Raw genomic sequence first — 25,616 nt, forward strand, 5'->3', positions numbered from 1 at the left:
ACCGTTTGTCACTCGTGCTTAGTCTGAAGACTAAGCACAGCTGAATAGCGATTTATTAGCAGAAATCTAAACTATCAAACAATTAAGAGAAAGTAAATTTTAAAAATGGGATAACAGACTTTTAAAAACTAAATGCATCAAAAATGGATTACAACATGTTAAATTTTATTTTATTCTGTTTAGGAGTTTTCTTATTTTTCTTTTTCAAATATAAAAGAGAGGACAAGATAAATGCCAACCGTAAAACTAAAGAAATAGAAAGCGTAGCTTCTCAAGAATTTAGCAAACCACAATCTTTTGGCTTTAAAAATCCACATGGATGGATGGCTGTTAAAACAGATGATTATTTAAAAGTTGCTGACTTTTTATCACATAGTAATAAATACAGAACTAATTGGGAAAAGGGAATTCAATACGCGTATGATGGAGGTTGCTTTATTTCACCAAGTTTAAGAGGTTGGACATTAGTTGTTTCTCCTGGTTTTTTTATTGACGAGCTTTTTAAAAGAGATGGTTTGTCGAATAAATTAAAGGAAATGTCAATTGAATTTGATGAAGTTCACTGTTATACTAGTTATAGGATAATAAGTCAAAATTCATGGGTAAAAATTGTAAATGGCGAAATAGAAAGAGCATTTTCACAAAATAACCAAATAAATTTTAATATAGGTAAAATAACACAAGTTGAAAATGAACTTATTCAAAAGGAAAAAAAAGAGTTTATTAAAAATATGGAACAATATGGGCTTGTTATTCCTGAAAATGACTTAGAACTCTTAATAGATGAAAACCATGTATTTAATGTTGCTAAAGATTGGGATATTAACCCTTTAGAATTGGACAATATTTCTGAAATAGATGAGCGTTTAGGCGTTTTTATTTATGGTCAAACTATATTTAATTTATAAAATTGATACTATCTGCTAAATAAGGGTTTGCCGAAATACTGGCAGAAGGAATTAAGTGAACTTTTGGAATTATATATCGCTCTTCGACATCTTCCCGATGTCGAAGCTAGATAGGGAGGATTTCCAATCCGACTAAAGTTCTGCCAATTCCATAGGGCTGGTATTCCTATACCATTTCAAATATTTGTTTAATGCTTAAGCTCAAAAATAGGATTGGAAATCCTATTTTATCTAGCTTCGACATGCCCTGCGGAACATGTCGAAGAGCGAAAAAAAAGCTAACAATAGTCTTATAGGTTTTTTCTTTTGGGTAATTGCAATCACGAAATTTTTAATAATTAGGGCAAAAGTTCAATGACAACTAAGAGTGTTCAGTATAACCATGGTAAAAATAAGTTGACAACTGTTCAATTTGACATTGTTATTGTAAATGGAAAGAAATTAGCTAGTAATATTATTATAACGTCTAACTTTAGACTCTATTATCCTAAAAATCCCCAAATAAGGTTAGATCCCAAAGCGGGATACGGCTTTTTTGAAAATGGTGTATTTAGTACTAATGGTGACATACAGCAAATAATAAAACGCATTCATAAAATCGTCGAAGAAACAAAAGACTGAAAAAATATGCGGACACGCAAGCAAGACTTAAAATGTTTACGCAAACCGAACCGCTAACAGCACCTACTTGCAATTTTTTGCGGGTTAACGCTCAAATGCGTAACTTGACATAGCAAAAAACTGCAAGTAGCTCCGCTCTTCGGGATGTTCCGCAGGACAATCCCGAAGCTAGATAAAAAGGATTTTTAATCCGCTAAAATAGAAAATGAGATAAATAGAAAAACAGCATTTCTACGCAAACACTAAATGTCTTGCTTTGCTGCAAAAAGTCAAACCCGAAATAGTAAATTTCTATAATTGAAATAAATCAATGGTGAGTTACAATTGCCGCGGTTAAAGACCCCATTACATACGTGTGTAGGCTGGAGTATTCGCACACCTAAGTTAGATTCGATATTTAATCGCTAGTCAAATTTTTTTAACGTCATGTAATATGTAGGTAATGTTTCATTATAGCGAAACTTTATTTACCTTGATTTTTTAAGATTATGAACTAAATGGAGAACAAATTTGAAATCGTTTTATTGGCAGAAGCATTTGAATTTTTAAAGTCGCTTGACATAAAACATTCCAATAAAATTCTTTTTAATATTAGAAAGTCCAACTTTAAAACGACCCTGAACTTTTTATAAAATTGACAGACGATATTTGGGGATTTAGAACTTTATGCGAATGATTACAATATAGAATGTTAGCTTTTTGGGACAAGACTGACTATTAAAATAAATTAGTAATTTCTACAAATGGGTTTATAATAAAGCAAAGTAAAGTTCCAGAGAATGAAATCTTAAAAGCAGAAACACAAAGAAAAAAATATTTTCAAGACAATTTAAATAACAAGAAATGAAAACTTACACTTTAGACGAGGTACAAGACAAAATAATTGGCAAGAAAGGAACACCAAACAGAGAAAAATTTGAATACGAACTTCAAATGGATTTAATTGGTAAAGCGATTAAAGAAAGCCGACTAGAACGAAAATTAACACAAGAGCAATTAGGTGAATTAGTTGGAGTACAGAAAGCTCAAATTTCACGACTTGAAAGCAATGCAAGTAATGTAACTATAGACACTTTGATGAAAGTGTTTACTGCATTGAAAGCTAAAGTGAAACTACAAATTGAATTACCAAATGCTAAATTTAATTTGGCTAGATAAAACTAATGCCGTTTCAAAGTCCGCAAAGTGGCCACTCCGTTCTACGATTCTTCCACCATCGTTGAGGCAACATCAGAGTTTTACTCGAAATATTCTAATATTAAATATCCGAAATAAAAGATGGATAGTAATGGATTTAGAGATGATTCGAAGCCTCTTTGCTTTTATTTGTAAAAATTCTGATAGATTTACATTTTTAAAAAGTAACCTTTTGAAATGATAATAAAAGAACTTACAGAATATTTAGAAAAATTTGCTCCATTAAGCTACCAAGAAGATTACGACAACTGCGGCTTGATAGTAGGAGATGCCGAAGCCGAAATAACGAATGTATTGGTTAGTTTAGATGTTACTTTGGAGGTTTTAGAAGAGGCCGTATCTAAAAATTGCAATTTAGTCATAGCCCATCATCCGCTTATTTTTAAAGGATTAAAGAAGTTAACGGGTAAAAATTACATAGAAAAAGCTGTGGTTTTTGCCATAAAAAATGATATTGCGATATATGCTATTCATACCAATCTCGACAATGTGATGAATGGCGTCAACTTCAAAATAGCAGAGAAATTAGGTCTTCAAAACGTGAAAGTGTTAAGACCCAAAGCGAATACTTTAATGAAGTTGATTGTTTTTGGGCCAGTCGAAAATACCGCCACACTTCAAAATGCCTTATATGCCGCTGGGGCAGGAGAGATTGGGAATTATGCCAATTGTAGTTTTAAAACCTCTGGAACGGGAAGTTTTAAGCCCAACGCCACTGCTGTTCCGTTTATTGGCAAAAGTGGACAGTATGAAGAGGTGGAGGAAAACAGATTGGAGGTTGTTTTTCCTGCACATTTAAAATCGAAAGTATTAAATGCCATGCGGAAAAATCATGTGTATGAAGAAATAGCCTATTATCTTCAAAATATCGAAAACGAGAATCAAGACATTGGTTCTGGAGCTATTGGTAATTTACCTGAGGAATTGTCAGAAAAAGAGTTTTTGGCTTATTTGAAAGACAAAATGAACTTGAATGTTATTCGATATACAAGTTCAGAAAATAAAAAAATAAGAAAAATTGCGGTTTGTGGAGGAGTAGGCAGTTTTTTACTTTCTGATGCCAAAAGAGCGGGAGCAGATGCTTTTGTAACGGCCGATTATAAGTATCATGAGTTTTTTGATGCCGAAAATCAGATAATTATTGCAGATATTGGACATTTTGAGAGTGAAGTATACACAAAAGATTTAATTGTAGAAATTATTTCAAAAAAATTCACTAATTTTGCGTCCTATTTATCGGAAATAGATACAAATCCAATTAAATATTATCATTAAAAGAGGTGTTCTTTTTACATTCTTAAGTATATGGAGATTACAATAGCAGACAAGCTGGTTACCCTTTTGGAATTACAGGAAATTGATTCAAGATTGGATCAATTGAGAAAACTTCGTGGCGATTTGCCAGAAGAGGTGAAAGACCTTGAAGATGAGGTGATTGGTATTGAAACTAGAATCAATAAGTTTCAAGTGGAGATCAACAGTTTCAAGGAAGAGATAGAACGTCACGTTCAAAACAAGAAAGAGGCTGAAAAACTTATACTAAAATATAAGGATCAACAAATGAACGTTAGAAATAACCGTGAATTTGATGCTATTTCTAAAGAATTGGAATTGCAAGAGCTTGAGATTCAACTATCTGAAAAACGTATCAGAGAAGCTGAGTACAAGATCAGCATGAAAGATACTGAAATTGACTCAACAACTGCTTCAAAAGATAGAAGAGCTGATGTTTTAGAACAAAAACGTCAGGAACTTGATAAATTGGTAAATGATAGCCAAGAAGAAGAGGAAAAGCTAATCAAGCAATCTGAAAAACAAGCAAAGAAAGTTGAAGATAGACTTTTGAAAGCTTATGTTAGAATCAGAGGAGGAGCTAAAAATGGTCTTGCGGTAGTAGCTGTTGATAGAGGTGCTTGTGGAGGTTGTTTTAACGTAGTACCACCACAACGTCAGGCTGACATTATGGACAAGCAAAAAATCATTATCTGTGAGCACTGTGGTAGAATATTGGCTGATGCTGATATGATCAAAGTACACAGAAAGAAGAAATAAGGATACTTATTGTATTTCAAAAGAGGAAGCTTCACCGTTTCCTCTTTTTTTTTGTGCTTTTTTTTGATTTGGTTAAATCTTTACATCTTTCGATTGCCAAAAAACAATTAGCAATTTCGCCAATTAATCCTCAAACTGATTTCCAAATTCTCCGCTTAAATAATTTCCAAAAAAACCAATCCTCCCAAGTTAAAATTATTCCTCAAAATAATATCCGAAAATTATTCCCATTTCGTCTTCCGATGTAAACCCAAATCTGATTGTTTGGTCAGTGTAATTATTGTAAGTAATTCTTGAAGTAAGGCCTTCTCCAGCTTTAAGAGAAATAGGAATAGCATAATCTATTTTCTCAGGATGCTCCCAGTTGGTAGATGTATAAATGATTTCTCCATCTCTATTACCACCTTTTATTAATATTTCGAATTTTTCTCCCAGTTTGTGCGTATGCGAGAAAAGAGTAACAATTTTAACATTTTTGTCAAATTTAAAATCTCTTGTAGCTACAGTTTTTTGCTTAGGAGGCAAAGTAAAGCCGGTGTTACCCATATCGATTATTTTTAGTGGATTTTTTACCTTTTCTTTGGGTATGGTATAAAGATTTACATTTACCTCTCCATTATAAGATTTGGCTCCTTTGTTGAAATAGTGCGAATTCATGTCAAATTCCATGTTTGCAGGAAGCTCAACGGCTGTACCCTCAGGGAAATTAAAAGTAAAATTGCTTTCACTTCCTCCAAAATAAAAAACGTGATTTCCCATTTGTTGGAAAGTCGTAAGATTTAAGGATAAATCTTTATTTCTTAAATCTCGAAGTTCCTCATTTTTGGGTAAGTTAATATTATTTCTAAATCCATATAATATAAAATGATGACTCCCCGGATGCATTTTTATTTGGAATTTGTTCACAAATACGGTTTGATTGTTATTTAAAGGTTTTCTGATAAATATCTCTCTTTCAAAAAACGGATAAATTTCAAAGGGTTCAAGTTTCATCTGGAAACCTTGGCCAGGTTCGGGTGGCGTGAGCGGTTCAAATTTAGCTATCACAGGTGTTTTATCTAAAAGCAAGCTAGCGTCCGCTACTGAGCCAGTTTGTGGGGCACCAGCCTCTATCCATCTTCTGATGTATTCTATTTGACCCATATACAACATGTCTTTACCTAAGGGCATTATGCTTCCAAAGTTTTTTGAACTTTTATGAGTAGTTTCAAACAAGAGTTTTTGGTATAAAAGACTATTTTGAGCATCAAAAGGGCTGACTCTTTTAAGGTTTTCTTGGGAAGCGGTAATGTTTTTAGGTGAAATGTTTATTAAATTTTGATAGGCTTTCTCTTTGCTCAGAATTAAGCCGTGTTGGAGGAATGTCCCATCAGTTTCACTTAAATGGCAACCTGAAATGGCACAAGAAGTATTTAATATTTCTGTTTGAATATTGTCAAAAGTATTGGCAGTTTCAAGGTCAATGTTGTTTTTGTCACAACTAATAAATTGGATAAAAAATACCAGTGTAAATATTGAAATTATACCTTTTTTCATTTTCGTCTTTAATTGCAATGTTTGATTTCTGTACAAATTATACAAATTGCTTTACAATCTATTAGCTTTTAAACGCAGATTATACAATTTACATTTCATGTAAATAAGTTTTTAGTATATTTAGCATAATATATTAACCGTTATGTTGAATGTAATAATATTAGACGATGAATCTAAAGCGATTCAAAGTCTTGAATGGGAACTTAAGAGTTTTTGCCCTAAAGTAAATGTTTTAGCCACCTTTACCAACCCATTCGAGGCCAAAGATTATATTCTAAACAATCCCATTGATGCAATATTTTTAGATATTGATATGCCACAAATGGACGGTTTCCACTTTTTAGAGTTTTTCCCATCTCGCGAGTTTTGTGTAGTTATCACTACTGCCTATGATCAATATGGAATTCAAGCCCTAAAACAGCAAGCAATAGACTATCTTTTAAAACCAATTGATTCAGATGATTTGATAAAATCAGTAGAAAAAATCAGGGAAAAGAGAAGTGCCTCCAATATTAAAGACATGTTGGAAGATATGTTATTAAACATCAACAACTCGCAAACGCTTGGGCCTAAAAAAGTTAACATTAGTTGTGACGGCAAGATATATTTTCTAGAACCTGACGAAATTCTTTATTGTGAAAGTGATGGGAATTATTGTAATGTTTTCCTTGAAAATGGCCAAAAGCTTTTCCTAACACAAATTTTAAAACAAATAGAGGAAAAGTTACCCAAGAATTTATTCTACAGAGTGCATAATTCTTATGTGGTTAACCTAAACAAAGTAAGAGAATATCAAAAAAATGAAGGTTTTTTGGTGCTAACCAATGGAAAGAAAGTGCCAGTTTCTAGAACTAAAAAAAGCCTATTTCTCGAAAAATAAATGAATAAAATCTTTAAATTCCTTTTTGTGTTTCTATTCTTTTTCAATTTATCATTCGGAAAAGATATAGACATCTTATCAGAGGCAGAAAAATTAAGGAATAAATCCAATTTGGATTTAATGAAAATAGATTCTGTTTTTTATTCCTATAAAAGAGATTCTGTCCAAATGAAACTATTGGCAACAGTTTCAGAATTTCCTATTGTTAAGATTTTTGCTATCAATTCTTTAGGTATTATTGCTAGGAATAGCTCCCAATATAAAAAGTCGATTGAATTACATACAGAAGCACTGAAGTTATCAGAGAGTATTGCCGATAAAGAATCTATAATCTCAAGCTTAAATCTTATCGGTGTTACCTACAGAAGATTGGATAATGTCAGATTAGCATTAGATTTTCATAAGCAGGCCTTAACATTAGCAGAGAAAATGCCTGAAAAAACAGAAGGTATTTTAAGGAGTACAGCGGTTTCTTTAAATAGTATTGGGAATATCTATTTGACTTTGAAACAATACCAATTGGCTCAACAACAATTCGAGAAATCGTTGCGAATTGAAAAGGAACTGGATAATAAATTAGGCCTAGCAATAAATTATCAAAATTTGGGAATAATAAATGAAGCTCAAAATGAATTGGATGCAGCTTTGGGAAATTATTCCACTTCATTAGAGTATAATAAAGCAATCAATTCAAAATTGGGAAGGATTATTTGCAATAATTCTATCGCCCAAATTTTGATTAAAATGAATAAGCCTAAAGAAGGCCTAAAGTTGATTTTGCCAAGTATAAGAGAAGCTGAAGAGCTGGGTGATAAGTTTTATATAACAATGGCTCTGATCAATTCTGGATGGGCTTATAGTATCTTAAAGGAATATGATAATGCGGAAAAGAATTTGGAAAAAGGCTTGAAAATGGCGATTGCAAACCAATTTAATTCCTCAACTTCAGAGGCATACTCCCATTTGGCTTTTTTATATGAATCTAAAGGTGATTATCCTAAAGCGTTGAAAAACCTTAAAAACAAGCAAGAGTTTAGCGAGAAAATATTAAATGAAGAAAATCTTCACTATACGGCTGAATTGATTGTAAAGTATGATAATGAGAAAAAAGAAAATCAAATCGCTTTGTTAGAAAAAGAAAATGAACTTGTAAAATACCGTTTAGGCGAAAATCAAAAGTTTATGATTTTTGCAGCTATTTTGATTGGTTTGATTGCAGGAATTTTGATTATCTGGTACAGGCAATACCAATTAAGAAATGAAAAGCAGGTTTTGATGCTTGAACAACAAATGATGCGATCGCAAATGAATCCTCATTTTCTTTTTAATTCCTTAAACTCTATAAAATTGTATATTATAAATAATGAAAAGGAAAATGCTGTTTATTATTTAAATAAATTTTCAAAACTTATAAGAACGATACTTTCTAATTCTAGAGAAAAAGAGATAAGCTTAAAAGAAGAACTTAACACAATGGAACTTTATGTAAATATTGAAAGTATTCGTTTTTCGGAAAAGATAAATTTTGAAATTAATGTTGCAGAAGGGATTGATGTAGAGGTTATTAAAATACCTTCATTAATTTTACAGCCATTCATTGAGAACTCAATATGGCATGGATTATCAAATATTGAAGGCGACAAAAAGCTTAGCATTAATGTAACAAGCCAGAAAAATGGGTTTATAAAATTCGAAATTATTGACAATGGTATAGGTAGAGAGAAAGCTCAAGAAATAAAAGAGAAAAAAGTGTCAAAGCAAAATTCTGTTGGGCTCAAACTTACAAAAGAAAGGTTAGAGAATTTTGCTAAAAATACAAATAGCAATATTTTTATGGATTTTGAAGATCTTTATGATGAAAATCAAAAATCGATAGGTACAAAAGCAATAATCATTTTGCCTATAAAATAAAAAGAGGAGACCATTGGCCACCTCTTTTCTAAAAATGAATAATAATTAATTATTATTTCAAAGATTTTATTAGCTTTTCATTCAAAGCTACATAATCAGGATTGTTTCCTTTTTGAGCTAATTCCATTGATTTTTTTGCGGTAGCTATTGCACCAGCTTTATCGCCAGCTTTGGCTTGGATTTTTGCTTTCAAGTGAGCAACCCAGTAAGCTTCTGGTTGAGCTTCAACCGCTTTGTTTGCCCATTCTAAAGCTTTTCCAAGATCTTTGCCGTTGTCAAAATAATATCCAGCAGCAGCAAAATATGGCTTGCTATCTACATTCATAGCTTTGTCTATGTCAGCCATTATTTTGGTGTCAATATCTGCTTCGATATCGAACTCAACTTCAGTGTTTTCCCAAATCATGTTGATGGTTGCCATGTTGCTACTTTGAGAACTAAACATAATTACGAAATTTTCAACTGCAAAAGGTAATTTGTTTGATTTTGCCATAAATCTTGTTACTTCGTCTTCAGCTTTGTAATTGAAAACGCTAGCTTCAGGCTTGCAAAGAATCACTTCCCATTCAGATTTGCCAGGAATCGTAAGGATAGAATATTTACCAGCTTTTACGGCTTTTCCACCCACTTTTACGTCTTCACCAAAAGTAATGGTTGTTTGACCGTTAGCACCAGTTCTCCACATTTTACCATATGGTACTAAATCTCCAAAAATAGTTCTGCCTTTGGCACCTGGTCTAGAATAGGTGATTTCTACAGATGAAAGGGCAAATTCTTGTTTGATTGTTTGGGTTGGGCTAGGAGCAGGAGTTTTGATTCCTTGAGCAAAAGCTCCGAATGAAAGTACAGAAAGAGCAAGTACAATTATTTTTTTCATAAAAATATAAAAGGTTTGTTTATTAATCTTGAACGCAAATTAGTACAAATTAGTTTTTTGATGTCATAATTTATCAAAAATACCTATAAACTCATGGACAAACCTCCATCTACTGGTAAATTTATTCCATTTATTGAAGATGCCGCAGGCGAACATAAAAATGCAACCGCAGCCGCGACTTCTTCTGCAGAAGCAAATTTGCCTACTGGTACATTGGCAATGATTTGTTTTTCAACTTCTGATTTTTCTATTCCCAGGCTATCAGCCCGCATTTGATTTACATTTTCTAGTCTTTGGGTCTGTGTATACCCTGGCAAAACATTGTTTACTGTAATACCGCTACCCGCTATTTCTTTCGAAAGGGTTTTGGCCCAACTTGCTACAGCCCAACGAATGGTATTTGATACACCAAGACCGACAATCGGCTGTTTTACTGATACAGAAATTATATTAACAATTCTTCCAAAGCCTGCTTGTTTCATGCCTGGAACTACGGCTTGGGTTAAAATCTGATTGTTTATTAAATGTTGGTTAAATACTTCTTGGAATTTTTCTGGACTTTCGTCAATAATTGCTCCACCAGCAGGACCACCGGTATTATTAATCAAAATGTCAATTTTATTTCCTGAAGCAATAAAACTTGAGATGACAGTTTTAACATTATCATTAGAAGTAAAATCTGCAACCAGATATTGGTGACTTTGATTTTTTGCTTTTGGCAATTCTTCAGTTCTATTTTTTAATGACTCCTCATTTCTAGCCATTAGCACAATATTAGCACCCAATTCGGCCAATTCTATTGCTGTTGCCCAGCCAATGCCTTGGGTACTTCCACAAACCAAGGCAGTTTTGTTTTCAAGATTTAGATTCATATTCGTCTTTATAATTCCCTACGTGGCCGTAACTTTTCTTTATTTTATTTTTGTGAACAATATAATTTGCAATTCCATAAATTAAAATGAACAATGAAATGGAGAACATAATAATTTCAACAATTCTATGCTGCTCTATTTTTAATAAATTTTCCAAACTCAATCCCGCCAAAGAAAAATATAAGGAGGTTCTTAAAAAAGCTAATAGGGTGGTTTGGTTAGCCAAAGTAGTTCTTTGTAAGGCCAAATTCTCCCTTAATATTAAATCTCTGTTCACTATCTTTAATTTTAAAACATAAAAAAAACCTGCTTCAAAAGAAGCAGGTTTTTTGCGAAATATCTAAAGATATTAATTAAATGAATATCTAACTGATAATTGTGCCCCCCAAACAGAGCCTGTAGAAATACTAGGCACATAGCTATCTTGTAACAATACAGTTTGACCACCTACTTGTTGAGTCGCCATTCTGAATTGTGGTACACCAGAAGCATTTACACCAGCAGCAGCCAAAGGTCTATCTGCTGATAATCTATTTAATACACCCCATTTGCTATTAAGTAAATTACCAACATTTAAAATGTCAAATCTAACTTGAAGAGCATTTGACGTGCTTCCAGCATTAATTTTGATGTCTTGAATTACACTAAAATCAGTTGAATTATACCAAGGAAATTGAATGCTGTTTCTTTTAACATATGTTCCTCTTAAAGCATCTAGTTGACTGTTTTGAGAAATAAATTTCTCAAATGCAGTAGCTTGTTCTTCAGGAGAGAAAGTTTTTCCGCCTGATGTTAATGGTAAGAACGTCATGTCGCTTCCTTTATTAGGAATAAAAAGTAGGTCATTATTAGAAAGACCATCTTGGTTCATATCTCCAGCATACACTAATGAATAGTTACCTTGATTTCTTCCCTCATAAAACAAACTAAATGTAGTTGAACCACCTAATTTTTTGCCGTAATTCAATTTATAGTTCAATGCCAAGATTGCTCTATGTCTTTGATTAAAATTAGAATTAGTTAATTCAGTGGTATTTGGAGTACCGTATATTGGATTGGTTGACCATGAACCAAAGGCAATTGAACCTGCATTTGTGATGTCTTTTGTAGATCCATAAGTATAGGCAGCCATAGCATACAAGCCATTTGCAAAAGGCTTTTCTAATTTTATAGTCGATTGTAAACCACCACCTATGTTAGAAGATTTAAGTACTATATTGTTTGTGATATTACTATTTATTCTGTTGGCAGTTCCACCAGCAAATCTTGGTCTTGTGTCTGGGCCAGCAAAATTACTTACTGGATCTTTTAGATTCGAATTTATATATTGAACAGCATTGATGTTCTTGCTGTAAATAAATTCTCCAGTTGCGATAATGCCACCTGGAAGTTTGTAATCAACAGCGATATTTGTTTTCCAAACTTGAGGAAATTTGTAATTCTCATCCGCAACCGCAATGTCAAAAGTAGAAGCCGCATAAGGATCAGCTGTAGCTGGCTTATATTTCGATGGGTCTAATGTAAAAGCAATCTTATTTGTGTTAGTCTCTTGGGTAAATCCAGATAGAATACCATTATTTCCAATTTGGTTTGATAACCATACAAAAGGAGGGCGACCAGTAAATATACCTGATCCACCTCTGACTTGGATAGTTTTATCACTTTTTACATCCCAGTTAAAACCTAATCTTGGAGACCATAAAGGATTTCCAGTCGGTAAAACTCCTGTATTATATTTAACGGTTGCACCAGTTTCATCTTTAAATGATAATCCACTAACCACTGTGTTTTCAAGTGAAGTTTGTTCTATTAATGGGATATCAACTCTTAAGCCTATTGTAAATTTCAAATTAGGTTTTGCTTGATATTCATCTTGAATATAAATGCCTGGAGTTGTTGCTTTCATTACCTGCAATGGAGGTGCTGCACCACCAGCAAAATCAAACCTATATTGGAACCTGTTGATAGTAACATCTGTAGCAGGGTTGTTTGGATTTGCTAAATAATCATTTGTTGATTTGAAGAAATCATCCAATGAATTATAAACATAAACACCATTAGATGCAGCATAGAATGAGTTGTTTGAAATAAATCTCTCTAAAGCAATACCTCCTGTAATAACGTGTTTTCCAGCATAATAAGTTAAGTTATCGAAGAACTGGAAAGTGCTATAATTCAATAGGTTATTTGGTGTAAAAGGGTCAAATCCTGCAGAAATATAAGTACTATTGTTTTGTAAAATATCAATAGTAGGGAAAACTCTGTCAGATAAATATGCTCTATCTTCGTTGTTTTTAGTATAACCTACGATTAAATTATTTGACAATTTATTTGAAATCGTAGTGTTTAATTCAGCTAATGTCGAGAAATAATCCTCATTTAACACATAACCTGAGTTAAAATAAGACATAGAAGTTGAATTATTACCTCTATTACCTGCACCAGCAGAAGTTGAATTAGAAATTGGATTTTGAGATCCTCCATCTAATTTCGAAACACGAATGTTGAATTTATTCTTTTGGTTAATGTTCCAGTCTACACGAGCAAGGAATTTGTTACCAGTAGTACTGAAATTATAGTTTTCATAAGGACCAGTTTCAAAACCTAATTTAGACATTTGAGCTGAAACAGCATCAAGGTCAGTAGCCAAAGTTCTTGTAACATTCGAACCTGTTTGTCCTCTATTTGCCTGCCATGTAGTTCCAGGAGTAGTTAAGCTTTCCAATTCAGCATTTACAAAGAAAAATACTTTGTCTTTAATGATTGGTCCTCCTAAACGGAAACCATAAACATTTTTCTTGAAAGTTGAATTTGTCAAAGTCTCGTCATTTACTTTAGTTCCTAAAAACGCTTTTCCGTTGTCTCTGAACATTGTAAATACTGAGCCTTGTACTTGGTTATTACCTGAACGAGTTACCGCATTGATACCAGCTCCTGTAAAACCGGTCTGACGAACATCAAAAGGTGCAATGTTAACTTGAACCTCTTCGATAGCGTCTAATGAGATAGGTGATATTCCTACTCTCGCACCTGGTTGGTCACCCAATCCAAATCCGTTGTTAAAAACAGCACCGTCAATTGTGATGTTGTTTAATCTAGTGTCTTGCCCACCAAAAGACTTACCTGAAGCCTGAGGGGTCAATCTAGTGAAGTCGTTGATAGTTCTACCAATAGTTGGCATGGAGTTAATCTGCTCTTTGCCAATAGTGGTAGCAGCACCAGTTCTTCCCGAGCTAAAAACATCTGATTTGTCTGATCTAACAACCAACTCATCCAATGTAGTGTTGTTGTCAGAAAGAGAAAAGCTTACGTTGGCAGCAGTACCAAGGTTAGCAATTACGCCTTCTTTTACTTGATCTTTAAATCCTACAAAAGAAACTGAAACTCTATACGGTCCACCAACTCTAACAGAAGGGATAGCATAACGACCGTTTACGTCAGACATAGCAGCGTATTTTGTACCTGATGGCACGTGTAACGCGATAATAGTAGCACCTGGAAGTCCTTCGTTTTTGTTGTCAGTGATTAAACCAGAGATAGCCGAAGACGTAACCTGGGCAAAACTTGAAAACGAAAGAACTAAACCTAAGACAGCAACAATGGCTTTCTTAAAATAAGTAGTTTTTTGATTCATAAGAAAAAATTTGAGGTTAATTTGTTAATAAGTTCTTGTAATAAAAGTACATATAAATTAATCGACACAAAGGTAACAGTTTTTTTAATTCAAAAAAAAAGTGCCTTATTCTAATGTGTTTAAACTTAGAATATTACAGTTTAATATTAGATAGTGTAAATTATTAAATTGTTAAATTGGAATAGTGCTATGTCGTCTTAAAATTGTGAAATATAATACTATATTGGGGAAGAAAGTATTATTTTTTCAGGTAAACTTCCAAAAGTCCTAACAATCATAAATCTTGCAAAAAGTTCTTCAGAGTACCAATTGTCAGATTTTGTTTTAGTAATTACATCTTTATGATGGGCACCTTTATAAGCAAACGATTTCATAGATTCCACATCTTTCCAAATAGAAAGTGTGGCTTGTTTTAAAAAAGGTATTTCTCCAAAACCTATAGAATAGATTAAACCAGGCGTCTGACTTAAGTTTTCAGCTACCTTGGGTACATTTTTCCAAAAATCATTAGCTTTCCACAAATTTATAGTTGCACGTGTAAGTACAGCTATATTATTAATTGGCTTTTCTGTAGATGTTATTTTAAACGGTTCTTGTTTGTCCCAAAGTCCGTGAGATTGTATTGGAGACAGTATTATAGAGAATTCTGTTTTGGAGAAGTAATTAATGTATCGGAAGATTTTACTCTTATTTCTGTAATCTTCAAATTCTGATTCTTTATCCCAAGTAAAAAAATAAACCCATTGCCCTAAGTCAGGTTTGATATCAAATGTGCCATTTTTGCCTGTTCCCATTAACTTTCTGAATTTTGGGCCTCCATTATCAAAAAATAAAAGGATCCTGAAAACTATCATTGAAAAAAAACCAAAAATGATTTTTATGCCAGTATACTTTACTACGGTTATTGTTGTTAGCATATACTGAGATTTTTAAACTTTTCGAAGTATTTTTTCGTATTTATCATATAATATATGTTTAAGTCTATTTCAATTAACTAAATATCATGAAAATCGTTTTATTTTTTTTCGTTTCTTTAATTTTTATTCAAAGTTGTTTTGCTGTAGATTCTCCAACTTCTAACGCAGCACCTATTTCTCATGATATCTTTGATAGACTTTTGAAAAAATACGTCACAGATAAAGGAGAGGTTAATTATGCGGGTTTTAAAAAAGAGCAGAAAGAGTTTGCTAAATACCAAGATTTGATCTCTAAAAATGCACCAGCAAGCAATTGGTCAAAAAACGAAATATTAGCGTATTGGATCAATGCATACAATGCATTCACGATTCAATTAATATTAGATAATGCCGATCAAAAAATTACGAGTATCAAAGATATTGGAAGTAAAATAAAGATTCCTTTTGTAAATACCCCTTGGGATGTGAAATTTATAGAAATTGGCGGCAAAAAGATGGATTTAAATAATATCGAACACGGTATAATAAGAAAACAATTTAAGGAACCACGTATACATTTTGCATTGGTATGTGCCGCAAAATCGTGCCCGCCGCTTAGAAATGAAGCATTCACAGCTGAAAGATTAGATGCTCAGTTAAACAGTCAAGCAGAAAAATTCATAAACGATGATTCAAAAAATAACGTTTCAGCAAATTCGGCAGAAGTTTCGAAGATATTCGATTGGTATGGGATGGATTTTAAGCCTACACCAATTATTGATATATTAAATAAATACTCTAAAACTAAAATAAGCAACAAAGGTAAAATTACTTTTAAAACATACGATTGGGCTCTCAATGGTTCGCTTTAAAAAGTTAGAGGTATTAATTTTATTCTTTTTTTGTTTCTTTTACCAATCACATTGAAGAACTTTGTTTTTTATTATTAAAATATGAGCAACGTTCTTTTTTGGTTTAGAAACGATCTTCGACTTCACGACAATGAGGCACTACTAAAAGCTGCTCAGCAGGGCAGTGTTGTGCCAGTTTATATTATAGATACTAGATTATTTCAGAATACTTTTTTAGGATTCAAACGTACAGGAAAGTTTAGAATTAAGTTTTTGTTAGAATCTTTGGTCAACCTAAAAGAGAATCTTCAGAAAATTGGCTCAGATTTAATCGTTAAGGTAGGGATTCCTGAGAAGGAACTATTTGATTTAGCGGTAGAATACAATGTAGAGCACGTTTATTGCTCAAAAGAAGTTACCCAGGAGGAGACAACTGTAGAGGCGGAGTTCTCTCAAAAACTCAAAACAAAAAACATAGAAATGGAATTGTTTTGGGGAAATACGCTCGTTCATGTGCGAGATTTGCCTTTTCAAATCCATTTTGTTCCTGATGTTTTTACAGATTTTCGTAAGAAAGTTGAAAACTCATGGAAAATTCGTCCGGTTTTTGAATCGGTAACTTCTATAAACTCTCCTTCAAATATTGAAAAGACTCAAGTGCCCACGATGGAGGACTTGGGTTACGAAAGTTTTAGCAAGCACGCCAATGATTTGATTGATTGGAAAGGTGGGGAAAGTCAAGCTTTAAGCAGATTAAATGAATATGTTTGGGAAAAAAAATTAGTTCATAATTATAAAAATACCAGAAATGAGCTTAAAGGGAAGGATTTCTCTTCCAAGTTCTCTGCCTATTTAAGTTTAGGATGTATTTCTCCAAGGAAAATATACTTTGAGATTAAAAAAGCGGAAGAGGAGCGAGGAGCCAATGAATCAACATATTGGTTGATTTTTGAATTACTCTGGAGAGATTATTATTATTTTATTGCTTTAAAATTTGGCGTTAGGCTTTTCAAAAGAGCAGGTATCAAAAACGATTTTAACAGAAGGTGGAAACGCAATCGTGAGCATTTTAAAAGATGGATGGATGGAACTACAGGAATTCCGTTTATAGATGCTTGTATGCGAGAATTGAAAGAAACGGGTTACTTGTCAAACCGCGGCCGCCAAAATGTTTCTAGTTATTTCACAAAAGACCTTGGCTTGGAATGGTGGTGGGGAGCTATGTATTTCGAAAGTCAATTGGTTGATTATGAGGTTTGTAGTAACTGGGGTAATTGGAACTATTTGGCAGGAATAGGTACAGATCCAAGAGAAGACAGGTATTTTAGTCCTGTAAGTCAAGCCAAAAAATACGATCCGCAAGCAGAGTACATTAGGTTTTGGCTTCCAGAGCTTTCGATGGTTTCAGATGAAGTCATTCTAGAAATCAACGAGCTCAAGGATATATTAAACGAAACGATTGATTATCCTATATCAAGTATACCAAAAAACAAAAAATGGTAATTGTTACCGCTTAACACTGAATCGGAATATTCTATAAATATTTATTTTTTTAGTATTCGATAGTTTAATTAAATTTGAGAAATTTTAACAAAAAATAAACTGAAAATGAAAAAAGGAACACTAGCAATCGTAGCAGTTCTTCTGTTGTTTGGAATGTATGGATGTAGTTCATACAATGGTTTAGTAGGAAAAGATAACAATGTTCAAAAGCTTTGGGCTGATGTACAAACACAATATCAAAGAAGGTCTGATTTAATTGGAACTTTGGTGAAAACTGTTCAAGGTGCAGCTGATTTTGAAAAAGGTACTTTGACAGAAGTAATTCAGGCTAGGGCTTCTGCTACGCAAACTAAGTTTGAAGCCAAAGATCTAACGCCAGAAAATATGGCAAAATTCCAAGCTGCTCAAGATCAACTAAGTGGTTCTTTGAGCCGTTTGATGGTCACAGTAGAACAATATCCTAATTTAAAGGCAAATCAAAACTTTTTAGACCTTCAGGCTGAACTTGCAGGTACGGAAAACAGGATTGCGGTAGCGAGAAGAGATTTTAACGGTGCTGTTGGCGAATATAACCTTTCAGTTCGTTCGTTTCCAAATAACATTATGGCAGGGATATTCGGATTTGCAGTTAAAGGCTTTTTTGAAGCATCAGATAAAGCACAATCAGCTCCTGATGTTAACTTCGATTTTAAGAAATAATTTAATAGCCCGTTAATCACGGGCTTTTTTTATGTTTATCCTTTCAGAATTACAGCAAAAAAACATTGTTGAAGCTATTAAATTGGCCGAAACAAATACTTCGGGTGAAATCAAAGTTCACATTGAGGAAAATTGCTCTTCAGACAATCCTATGGTAAGAGCTGAGGAAGTATTTAAGTATTTGTCTTTGCATAAAACAGCCCTTAGAAATGGCGTTTTGTTTTATTTAGCCTATGAAGATCGCAAGTTTGCTGTTTTAGGTGATTCAGGTATAAACAATAAAGTAGGTCAGACTTTCTGGGATTCTACAAAAGATTTGTTGGCTAAGCACTTCAAAGATGGAGATTATGAAAAAGGTTTATGTCTAGGAGTTGAAGAAGCCGGAAAACAATTAAAAGCCTATTTTCCTTATCAGTCTGACGACAAAAATGAAATTTCGGACGAAATAAGCCGAGGATAAAAACATGCGTAGAATTCTTATTTTTTTTATTTTTTTCAAATCTTTTTTGAGTTTTGGTCAGGATATTCCTGAAAAACCCAATCCCCCAAAATTGGTGAATGACTTCGTAGGAGGATTGCTAAGTGATGCTCAAAAACAAGCCTTAGAGCAAAAGCTTGTGGCTTACAATGATTCTACATCTACTCAAATTACAGTTGTAATTATTAAATCAGTAGAACCTTATGATATTGGGGATTATGCTTTGCAATTAGGTAGAAAATGGGGAGTAGGACAAGAAGGCAAAAACAATGGCATAGTTTTACTTTGGGCACCTGGCGATAGAAAAGTAACGATTCAGACTGGTTATGGCATGGAAGGTGTTTTGCCAGACATGTATGCCAAAAGGATTATTTCAGATGTAATTGCTCCAAATTTCAAAGCTGTTCAATATTATCAAGGACTTGATCAGGCAACTTCGGAAATCATGCGGTATGCCTCAGGTGAATACACAGCTGATCCAGCAGAGGATGGAGATGCATTTTTAGGCTTTTTTATTATTTTGATTATTGCCATTTTCGTCATTTGGGTTTTATACAAAATAGGCAAAAATGGCGGCGGAGGAAATGATAATGGAACCCCATTTACTACCTATACAGGTTGGGGTAGGCAGTCAGGCAACTTCGGTGGAGGTTGGAGTAGCGGCGGTGGTGGCTGGTCCGGTGGTGGCGGAGGCGGAGGCTTTGGTGGCTTCGGCGGTGGTAGTTTCGGCGGCGGCGGTGCCAGTGGAGGATATTAAACTTAATCTATAAATTGAAATACCTGTTCAAAAGAGCAGGTATTTTTTTGTTGGTGGAGCGATTTTTCAAATCGCTCAAAATAGTATTATTGTACCCATAACCGTAAAGCGATTTTGTAAATCGAAGGAAACCATGTTAAACTAAAGTTTTTTTTGGAACTAAAAATCAAGGATTATGTGCGATTGAAAAATCGCACCACCTTATTACAAATTCCCCTTCTTCAATTCACTTACAGCAAAGTCAGCTGCACGAGCAGTTAAAGCCATATAGGTAAGAGAAGGGTTTGCACAACTATTGGAAACCATACATGCTCCATCTGTTGCAAAAACATTCTCAGCACCCCACACTTGGTTATTTTTGTTTAGTATTGAATCTTTAGGCGTATGACCCATGCGAGCAGTTCCCATTTCATGAATGCAACGTCCAAACCCTTCAAAATCATCATAAGTACCAATGTCTTTGTAACCAGCGGCTTCTAGCATTTCTGCCGCGTCGTTTACCATGTCTTTTCGCATCAGTCTTTCGTTTTCTCCTATTTCTGCCGAGAAATTCAAAAGCGGCATACCCCATTCATCTTTTTGGTCTTCTACTAGCCACATTTTGTTTTCGAAATATGGTAAGGTCTCGGCAAATGCACCGAGAGAAATATTCCAAGGGCCAGGTTTTGAAGCATTTTGTTTGAAATCTAAGCCAAATTCGTCATCGGGTATATTCCAACCTCTACCACTGCCACCTTCATAGCCAAATCCTCTCAAATAGTCGCGTTTATCACTACCCACGTTTCTGTATCTCGGTACATAAAAACCATTGGGTCTCCTGCCATAATAATATTGATCCTCAAATCCTTCCACACCTGCATAAGCTCCTGCCGAAAAGTGATGGTCCATTAAATAATGTCCCAACACTCCGCTATCATTTCCCATTCCATTAGGAAATCTTTTGCTTTTTGAATTCATTAAGATAGAAGTTGAGGCCATAGCTGAAGCATTTAGGAAAATGATTTTTGCAGAAAAATCTATTACTTCTTTACTGGTTTTATCTACAACCCTAACGCCTGAAGCTTTTCTTGTCTTTTCTTCATAAATTATCTCCGTTACCACACTGTTGGGTCTAACCGTAAGGTTGCCTGTTCGCATAGCGGCAGGAAGTGTAGCAGATTGCGTACTGAAATATGCACCATAAGGACAACCACGCCAACACATATCACGAGCTTGGCACTTGGCTCTTCCGAGTGCAGTTTGTTCTTCGGTAGGTTCAGTAATGTGTGCCTGACGCGGAGGTATGATATGTCTACCCTTAAATTTTTCGTTTACTATACCTTTTAAATGAGTCTCGACACAAGTCAAGTCAAAAGGTTTCTGAAATATCCCATCGGGGAGATGAGGCAAATTTTCTTTACTTCCAGAGATTCCCGCAAAACGCTCAACATAGTCATACCAAGGAGCTATGTCTTTGTACCTTATCGGCCAATCGGCTCCCACGCCTTCTTTAATATTTGCTTCGAAATCTAAATCGCTAAATCTCAATGCTACGCGTCCCCAAGTTAAACTTTTTCCTCCTACTTGCCAGCTACGTATCCAATCAAAGCGTTTTTCTTCTAAATAGGGATATTCTATGTCTTTTACAAACATATCCTTAGATGCCTCTGAAATTGTAAATCCCGTACGCTCATTTATAGGATAGTCTTTCATTTCCTCTAAAGGCATTTTGATATTTCTATGAGGGAAATCCCATGGATTTTTGGTGGCTGTATCGTAATCTTTGATATGCTCTATATTTCTACCTCGGTCTAACATTAAAACTTTCAGACCTTTTTCGCAAAGTTCTTTTGCTGCCCATCCTCCTGAAATTCCCGAACCTATCACGATAGCGTCGTAGGTTAATTGTTCCTTGCTTTTTATCTGCATTTTTTATTTAAGTAGGTTGTTCAAAAATACTTGTTCTGTTTTGGAAATAATAATTTTTAGTGAAGAATAGCGTTTTTTTGAATATTTCCCCCTTCCAGATGAAACATGTATTTCTTTTTTTTTGCTTTCCTTATTTTGTTTTTGGACAATTCGTAACGGATTATCCGTCTATTTTGAAATCAAATACGCCGGATTTGGTATTAGAAAAAGTCGTAAATAGTACGCTTAGAACTTCATTGACTTTTAAATTTACATACAAGAAAAAATCAAATACCAATCCACTAGGCAGGCTTTTAGGCTTAAATCCGGATAAAGTTGCAGTGTGTATTCGTGATAAGTCTTTTTTAGTAGATTCATTAAAAGGCAAAAGATATGAAATGTTGAGAGCAATTGACATTCCCTATTGTTCCGCAGGTAGGACTTATCTAAGTAATAATCAATCTTTAATTTTTGATTTGTATTTTGAAAGATTGGAGCAAGGCTTGGAGGTTTTTGATTTTAAAGAAGGTGTGTTTTTCGATACAACACTTATCAATAGGAATACTTGGGAAATATCAGGTATCGAAGCATTAAATCCTAGAGAAGGAGAGGTTAGTAAAATAAAAAATAGTAAAAGCAGTATTCATATAGCTAAAAGTGAAGAAGATAGTGGAAAGTTTTATTTTGTAGAAACCAAAGCAGAATTACTCCCAGAATCGGAAATTAGGCTTCAAGAATTCTTAAAATTAAATTTAGATAAATTACAAAACGCCAAAAAAATATTAATAGAAGGGCATACAGACCGAATAGGAGATTATGAAAAAAATAGGACATTGAGTCTTCAGCGAGCGGATTTGATAAATGAGATTCTTTTAAAGGAAAACATAGATAAAAATATTATTCAAGTAAAAGGATACAGTCATTTGAAAATTTTAAGTTTTAGGCGAGACGAAGAATCAAAAATAAAAAATAGGAGAGTAGAGGTTAAGATTATGTAAATGAAGAGATTTCATAATAAGAAATTAGAGAGAATTTTGCTAATTTTGAATTATGTAAAATACCTTAAATTGGAAATAAAAAAAGACTTTGGGTTTAATGTAAATGACAATAATTCAAACACTTACGATGCCATTGTTGTTGGTAGTGGAATAAGCGGAGGCTGGTCGGCTAAAGAACTTTGTGATCATGGCTTGAAAACTTTGGTTTTAGAACGTGGCAGAGATGTGGAACATATAAAGGACTATCCGACAGCCACTAAAAACTCCTGGCAATTTCCACACAGACTGTCTACTCCTCTTAAAACCAAAACAGAAAATCCGATAATTTCGTTAGCTGCAGGATATGGAGAAGATACCGAACATTTTTTTGTCAAAGATGCAGACCACCCTTATATACAAGAAAAACCTTTTACCTGGGTAAGAGGATACCAAGTAGGAGGGAAAAGTTTGATTTGGGGAAGGGCTTGCCCACGCTGGAGTCCGCATGAATTCACATCACCGAGCAAGCTTGGATACGGTATGGAATGGCCCATTAGATATGAGGATGTGGCTCCATGGTATAGTCATGTTGAAAAATTCATTGGAGTTTGTGGACATAGAGATGGACTCTCAACCATGCCAGACGGTGATTTTTTGCCACCTTTTGATATGAATTGTGTTGAATTGGACATGAAAGCAAAATTTGACAAACATTATACTGACCGAAAAATGGTGCAAGGTCGTTGGGCTCATGTAACACAATCATCAGAATTATTTGCCGAACAGGGTAGAGCAGTTTGTCAAGCTCGCAACAAATGTATGCGAGGTTGCCCCTATGGTGGATATTTTAGTAGCAATAGTTGTACGCTACCATGGGCTAAGAAATCTGGAAATCTAACTGTTAGGCCGCATTCGGTGGTAGAATCTATTCTTTTTGATGAAGAAAAAAACAAGGCAGTTGGAGTGAGAGTAGTGGATGCAATAACAAAGAAAACCACGGATTTTTACGCTAAGATTATATTTTTAAATGCATCAGCACTCAATACCACTTTGATTTTATTGAATTCGAAGAGTAAAAGATTTCCAAATGGCATTGGTAATGACAGCGAAACTTTGGGGAAATATGTTGGATTTCATAACTACCGAGGAACAGCCGGAGGGGATATTGAAGGATTTGAAGATAAATATTTCTATGGCTCTAATCCTTCAGAATGTATGGTGCCAAACTTCAGAAATGTAGGAAAACAAGATACTGATTTTGTTGGAGGTTATATGTGTTTTATGGGTGCATATCGTACAAATGGTGATGAAAAACTTACAAAAGCTGAGTTTGGAGAGGATTTTAAGGAAGGAATGAGTCGACCTGGGAAATGGGGGGCGTATATTTATATGCAAGGCGAAACGATTTTAAAACCGACCAATCAGGTTTATTTAGATAAATCAAATACAGATCAGTGGGGAGTACCATTGTTAGTAACTGATGTTAGCTATGACAATAATGATGAAAAAATGTTGAAGGATTTTTTGGTTCAAGGTGCAGAAATGTTGGAAGTAGCGGGCGTAAAAAACATTTACACAGAAGATAGGGGATGGGCACCGGGTTTGGATATTCATGAAATGGGTGGTTGTAGAATGGGAGCTGACCCTAAAATATCTATGCTAAATGAGAACAATCAGCTGCATGCTTGTAAAAATGTTTTTGTGACAGATGGTGCTTGCATGACGAGTACGGGAATTCAAAGCCCTTCGATTTTTTATATGGCCCTTACGGCTAGGGCGGTAGATTTTGCTGTTGGAGAACTTAAAAAGGGTAATTTATAAAGAAAAGACCTGAATTTAGAAATTCTTTCAACGCAATAATTTTTAATTATTTCCAAAAACATTTCTTGAATTAAAATAAATATTCCTACCTTTGCAATCCGTTTAAAAAAGAAGGAGGTGTAAATTATGCTACATATTCAAATTAAAGACAATGAGTCAATCGATAAGGCTCTAAAGCGTTTCAAGAAGAAGTTTGAAAAAACTAAAGTTTTGAAAGAACTAAGACGTCGTCAAGCGTTTGAGAAAAGTTCAGTAGCTCGAAGATTCGAGGTTATTAGAGCATCTTACAAGCAGAAAACATACGGTCACATCGACGATTAATCGTCTTTGTTTAACCATATATTTCGACTAATTTTGTGTTGTAAAATTACAATACAGAATTGGTCGATTTTTTTTTATCATATCTTCAAAACGAGAAGCGTTTAAGCCCACATACTGTGTTGGCTTATAAAATCGACCTTTTACAATTCGAAAATTTCTTAAAAATTCATGCTCCTGAATTGCCAATTCAAAACGCCGAATACAATGATATCCGAGCATGGATAGTTGAACTTTCGGAAAGCAAAATAGATAATAGAAGTATAAATCGTAAAATGGCAAGCCTCAAAGCCTTTTATAAGTATTTGATTATAAAGAAAAAAATAGAATTAAATCCTACTTCACTATTAAAGTCCTTAAAAACTTCGAGCCGATTGCCCGTTTATGTGGAGGAGCAACCTATGGAGAACTTATTCGAGTTGGTTGACTTTACCAATGATTTTGAAGGTTTAAGGGATAAATTGCTTTGTGAGCTTTTATACGGAACGGGTATTCGACTTTCAGAATTAATCAATATTAAAACTTTAGATATTGATTATTTTGACAAAAAAATCAAAGTTTTAGGAAAAGGAAATAAATACAGAGTGCTTCCTTTGCACCAAACTTTAGTAGATTTGCTAATAAATTATAACAATGTGAAAATTCAAACTTTGGGAAGCGATACTGAGTTCCTTTTGTTAACAAATAAGTTTGAACCATTGTATAGAGTTTTTGTTCAGCGGAAAATTAAAGAATTTTTAAATCAAGTCACAACAATTTCTAAAAAATCACCTCACGTTTTGAGGCATTCTTTTGCAACTCATTTGCTCAATAGAGGAGCGGATTTGAACGCCATAAAAGAATTGTTAGGTCATGCAAATTTGGCCGCTACCCAGATATATACACACAATTCAATCAGTCAATTAAAGGAAGTTTACAAAAAAGCACATCCAAAAGCGTAA

General features: G+C 34.0%; 23 protein-coding genes. 16 read left to right on the forward strand and 7 right to left on the reverse strand.

What is annotated here, in order from left to right:
• Positions 1 to 143: 143 nt before the first annotated feature.
• The 5 genes from EGI22_RS06050 (at position 144) to EGI22_RS06070 (ending at position 4,778) form a co-directional block, all read left to right on the forward strand.
• Positions 144 to 908 carry a hypothetical protein gene (locus tag EGI22_RS06050; RefSeq protein ID WP_255067124.1) on the forward strand — a complete coding sequence of 255 codons (765 nt, stop codon included), beginning with the start codon at positions 144 to 146 and terminating at the stop codon, positions 906 to 908.
• A 354-nt stretch (positions 909 to 1,262) separates the two neighbouring features.
• Positions 1,263 to 1,529, forward strand: a complete 267-nt coding sequence (locus tag EGI22_RS06055; RefSeq protein WP_255067125.1) for a hypothetical protein — start codon at positions 1,263 to 1,265, stop codon at positions 1,527 to 1,529.
• 843 nt (positions 1,530 to 2,372) lie between these two features.
• Complete coding sequence (locus EGI22_RS06060; RefSeq protein ID WP_255067127.1) at positions 2,373 to 2,687, forward strand: helix-turn-helix domain-containing protein; 315 nt, start codon at positions 2,373 to 2,375, stop codon at positions 2,685 to 2,687.
• A gap of 216 nt (positions 2,688 to 2,903) precedes the next feature.
• Positions 2,904 to 4,001 carry a Nif3-like dinuclear metal center hexameric protein gene (locus EGI22_RS06065; protein WP_255067132.1) on the forward strand — a complete coding sequence of 366 codons (1,098 nt, stop codon included), beginning with the start codon at positions 2,904 to 2,906 and terminating at the stop codon, positions 3,999 to 4,001.
• A gap of 30 nt (positions 4,002 to 4,031) precedes the next feature.
• Positions 4,032 to 4,778, forward strand: a complete 747-nt coding sequence (locus EGI22_RS06070; protein WP_255067135.1) for a zinc ribbon domain-containing protein — start codon at positions 4,032 to 4,034, stop codon at positions 4,776 to 4,778.
• A 195-nt stretch (positions 4,779 to 4,973) separates the two neighbouring features.
• On the opposite strand, the gene EGI22_RS06075 is transcribed toward EGI22_RS06070, so the two are convergent.
• Positions 4,974 to 6,314, reverse strand: coding sequence for a hypothetical protein (locus tag EGI22_RS06075; protein WP_255067136.1), 1,341 nt, complete (start codon positions 6,312 to 6,314; stop codon positions 4,974 to 4,976).
• Positions 6,315 to 6,456: 142 nt separating this feature from the next.
• Between EGI22_RS06075 and EGI22_RS06080 the strand changes: the two genes are divergently transcribed.
• Positions 6,457 to 7,194, forward strand: a complete 738-nt coding sequence (locus EGI22_RS06080; RefSeq protein WP_255067138.1) for a LytTR family DNA-binding domain-containing protein — start codon at positions 6,457 to 6,459, stop codon at positions 7,192 to 7,194.
• A gap of 120 nt (positions 7,195 to 7,314) precedes the next feature.
• Positions 7,315 to 9,105 carry a tetratricopeptide repeat protein gene (locus EGI22_RS06085; protein WP_255067139.1) on the forward strand — a complete coding sequence of 597 codons (1,791 nt, stop codon included), beginning with the start codon at positions 7,315 to 7,317 and terminating at the stop codon, positions 9,103 to 9,105.
• 52 nt (positions 9,106 to 9,157) lie between these two features.
• Here the strand turns inward: EGI22_RS06085 and EGI22_RS06090 are convergent, their stop codons facing one another.
• From EGI22_RS06090 to EGI22_RS06110, 5 genes are all read right to left on the reverse strand, one after another.
• Entirely contained in the window at positions 9,158 to 9,982 is an 825-nt protein-coding gene (locus tag EGI22_RS06090; RefSeq protein ID WP_255067140.1) for a DUF2911 domain-containing protein, read from the reverse strand.
• 83 nt (positions 9,983 to 10,065) lie between these two features.
• Complete coding sequence (locus tag EGI22_RS06095; RefSeq protein ID WP_255067141.1) at positions 10,066 to 10,854, reverse strand: SDR family oxidoreductase; 789 nt, start codon at positions 10,852 to 10,854, stop codon at positions 10,066 to 10,068.
• Positions 10,838 to 11,131 (reverse strand): DUF202 domain-containing protein, encoded by a 294-nt coding sequence (locus EGI22_RS06100; protein ID WP_255067144.1) that lies wholly within the window; start codon positions 11,129 to 11,131, stop codon positions 10,838 to 10,840. The genes EGI22_RS06095 and EGI22_RS06100 overlap by 17 nt, the downstream gene beginning before the upstream one ends.
• Positions 11,132 to 11,203: 72 nt before the next feature.
• Entirely contained in the window at positions 11,204 to 14,488 is a 3,285-nt protein-coding gene (locus EGI22_RS06105) for a TonB-dependent receptor (RefSeq protein WP_255067145.1), read from the reverse strand.
• 218 nt (positions 14,489 to 14,706) lie between these two features.
• Positions 14,707 to 15,405, reverse strand: coding sequence for a DUF3291 domain-containing protein (locus EGI22_RS06110; RefSeq protein WP_255067146.1), 699 nt, complete (start codon positions 15,403 to 15,405; stop codon positions 14,707 to 14,709).
• 86 nt (positions 15,406 to 15,491) lie between these two features.
• Here EGI22_RS06110 and EGI22_RS06115 point away from each other — a divergent pair, with 86 nt between their 5' ends.
• The 5 genes from EGI22_RS06115 (at position 15,492) to EGI22_RS06135 (ending at position 19,672) form a co-directional block, all read left to right on the forward strand.
• On the forward strand, positions 15,492 to 16,256 hold the full coding sequence (locus EGI22_RS06115) for a DUF547 domain-containing protein (protein ID WP_255067147.1): 765 nt from the start codon (positions 15,492 to 15,494) through the stop codon (positions 16,254 to 16,256).
• A gap of 81 nt (positions 16,257 to 16,337) precedes the next feature.
• Positions 16,338 to 17,738 (forward strand): DASH family cryptochrome, encoded by a 1,401-nt coding sequence (locus EGI22_RS06120; RefSeq protein ID WP_255067149.1) that lies wholly within the window; start codon positions 16,338 to 16,340, stop codon positions 17,736 to 17,738.
• A 105-nt stretch (positions 17,739 to 17,843) separates the two neighbouring features.
• Positions 17,844 to 18,437, forward strand: a complete 594-nt coding sequence (locus tag EGI22_RS06125) for a LemA family protein (RefSeq protein WP_255067150.1) — start codon at positions 17,844 to 17,846, stop codon at positions 18,435 to 18,437.
• Between the two features lie 31 nt (positions 18,438 to 18,468).
• Positions 18,469 to 18,897: a TPM domain-containing protein gene (locus EGI22_RS06130; protein WP_255067152.1), complete on the forward strand. Its 429-nt coding sequence runs from the start codon at positions 18,469 to 18,471 to the stop codon at positions 18,895 to 18,897.
• A 4-nt stretch (positions 18,898 to 18,901) separates the two neighbouring features.
• On the forward strand, positions 18,902 to 19,672 hold the full coding sequence (locus EGI22_RS06135; RefSeq protein WP_255067153.1) for a YgcG family protein: 771 nt from the start codon (positions 18,902 to 18,904) through the stop codon (positions 19,670 to 19,672).
• 204 nt (positions 19,673 to 19,876) lie between these two features.
• On the opposite strand, the gene EGI22_RS06140 is transcribed toward EGI22_RS06135, so the two are convergent.
• Positions 19,877 to 21,580, reverse strand: a complete 1,704-nt coding sequence (locus tag EGI22_RS06140) for a GMC oxidoreductase (RefSeq protein WP_255067154.1) — start codon at positions 21,578 to 21,580, stop codon at positions 19,877 to 19,879.
• Between the two features lie 98 nt (positions 21,581 to 21,678).
• Here EGI22_RS06140 and EGI22_RS06145 point away from each other — a divergent pair, with 98 nt between their 5' ends.
• The 4 genes from EGI22_RS06145 (at position 21,679) to EGI22_RS06160 (ending at position 25,616) form a co-directional block, all read left to right on the forward strand.
• Positions 21,679 to 22,557 (forward strand): OmpA family protein, encoded by an 879-nt coding sequence (locus tag EGI22_RS06145; protein WP_255067155.1) that lies wholly within the window; start codon positions 21,679 to 21,681, stop codon positions 22,555 to 22,557.
• Entirely contained in the window at positions 22,558 to 24,357 is a 1,800-nt protein-coding gene (locus EGI22_RS06150; protein ID WP_255067156.1) for a GMC oxidoreductase, read from the forward strand.
• A 126-nt stretch (positions 24,358 to 24,483) separates the two neighbouring features.
• Positions 24,484 to 24,678, forward strand: a complete 195-nt coding sequence (rpsU, locus tag EGI22_RS06155; RefSeq protein WP_255067158.1) for a 30S ribosomal protein S21 — start codon at positions 24,484 to 24,486, stop codon at positions 24,676 to 24,678.
• A 59-nt stretch (positions 24,679 to 24,737) separates the two neighbouring features.
• Positions 24,738 to 25,616: a tyrosine-type recombinase/integrase gene (locus EGI22_RS06160; protein ID WP_255067163.1), complete on the forward strand. Its 879-nt coding sequence runs from the start codon at positions 24,738 to 24,740 to the stop codon at positions 25,614 to 25,616.

Origin of the sequence: Lacihabitans sp. LS3-19, assembly GCF_024343575.1 — a bacterium.
Taxonomy (GTDB): domain Bacteria; phylum Bacteroidota; class Bacteroidia; order Cytophagales; family Spirosomataceae; genus Leadbetterella.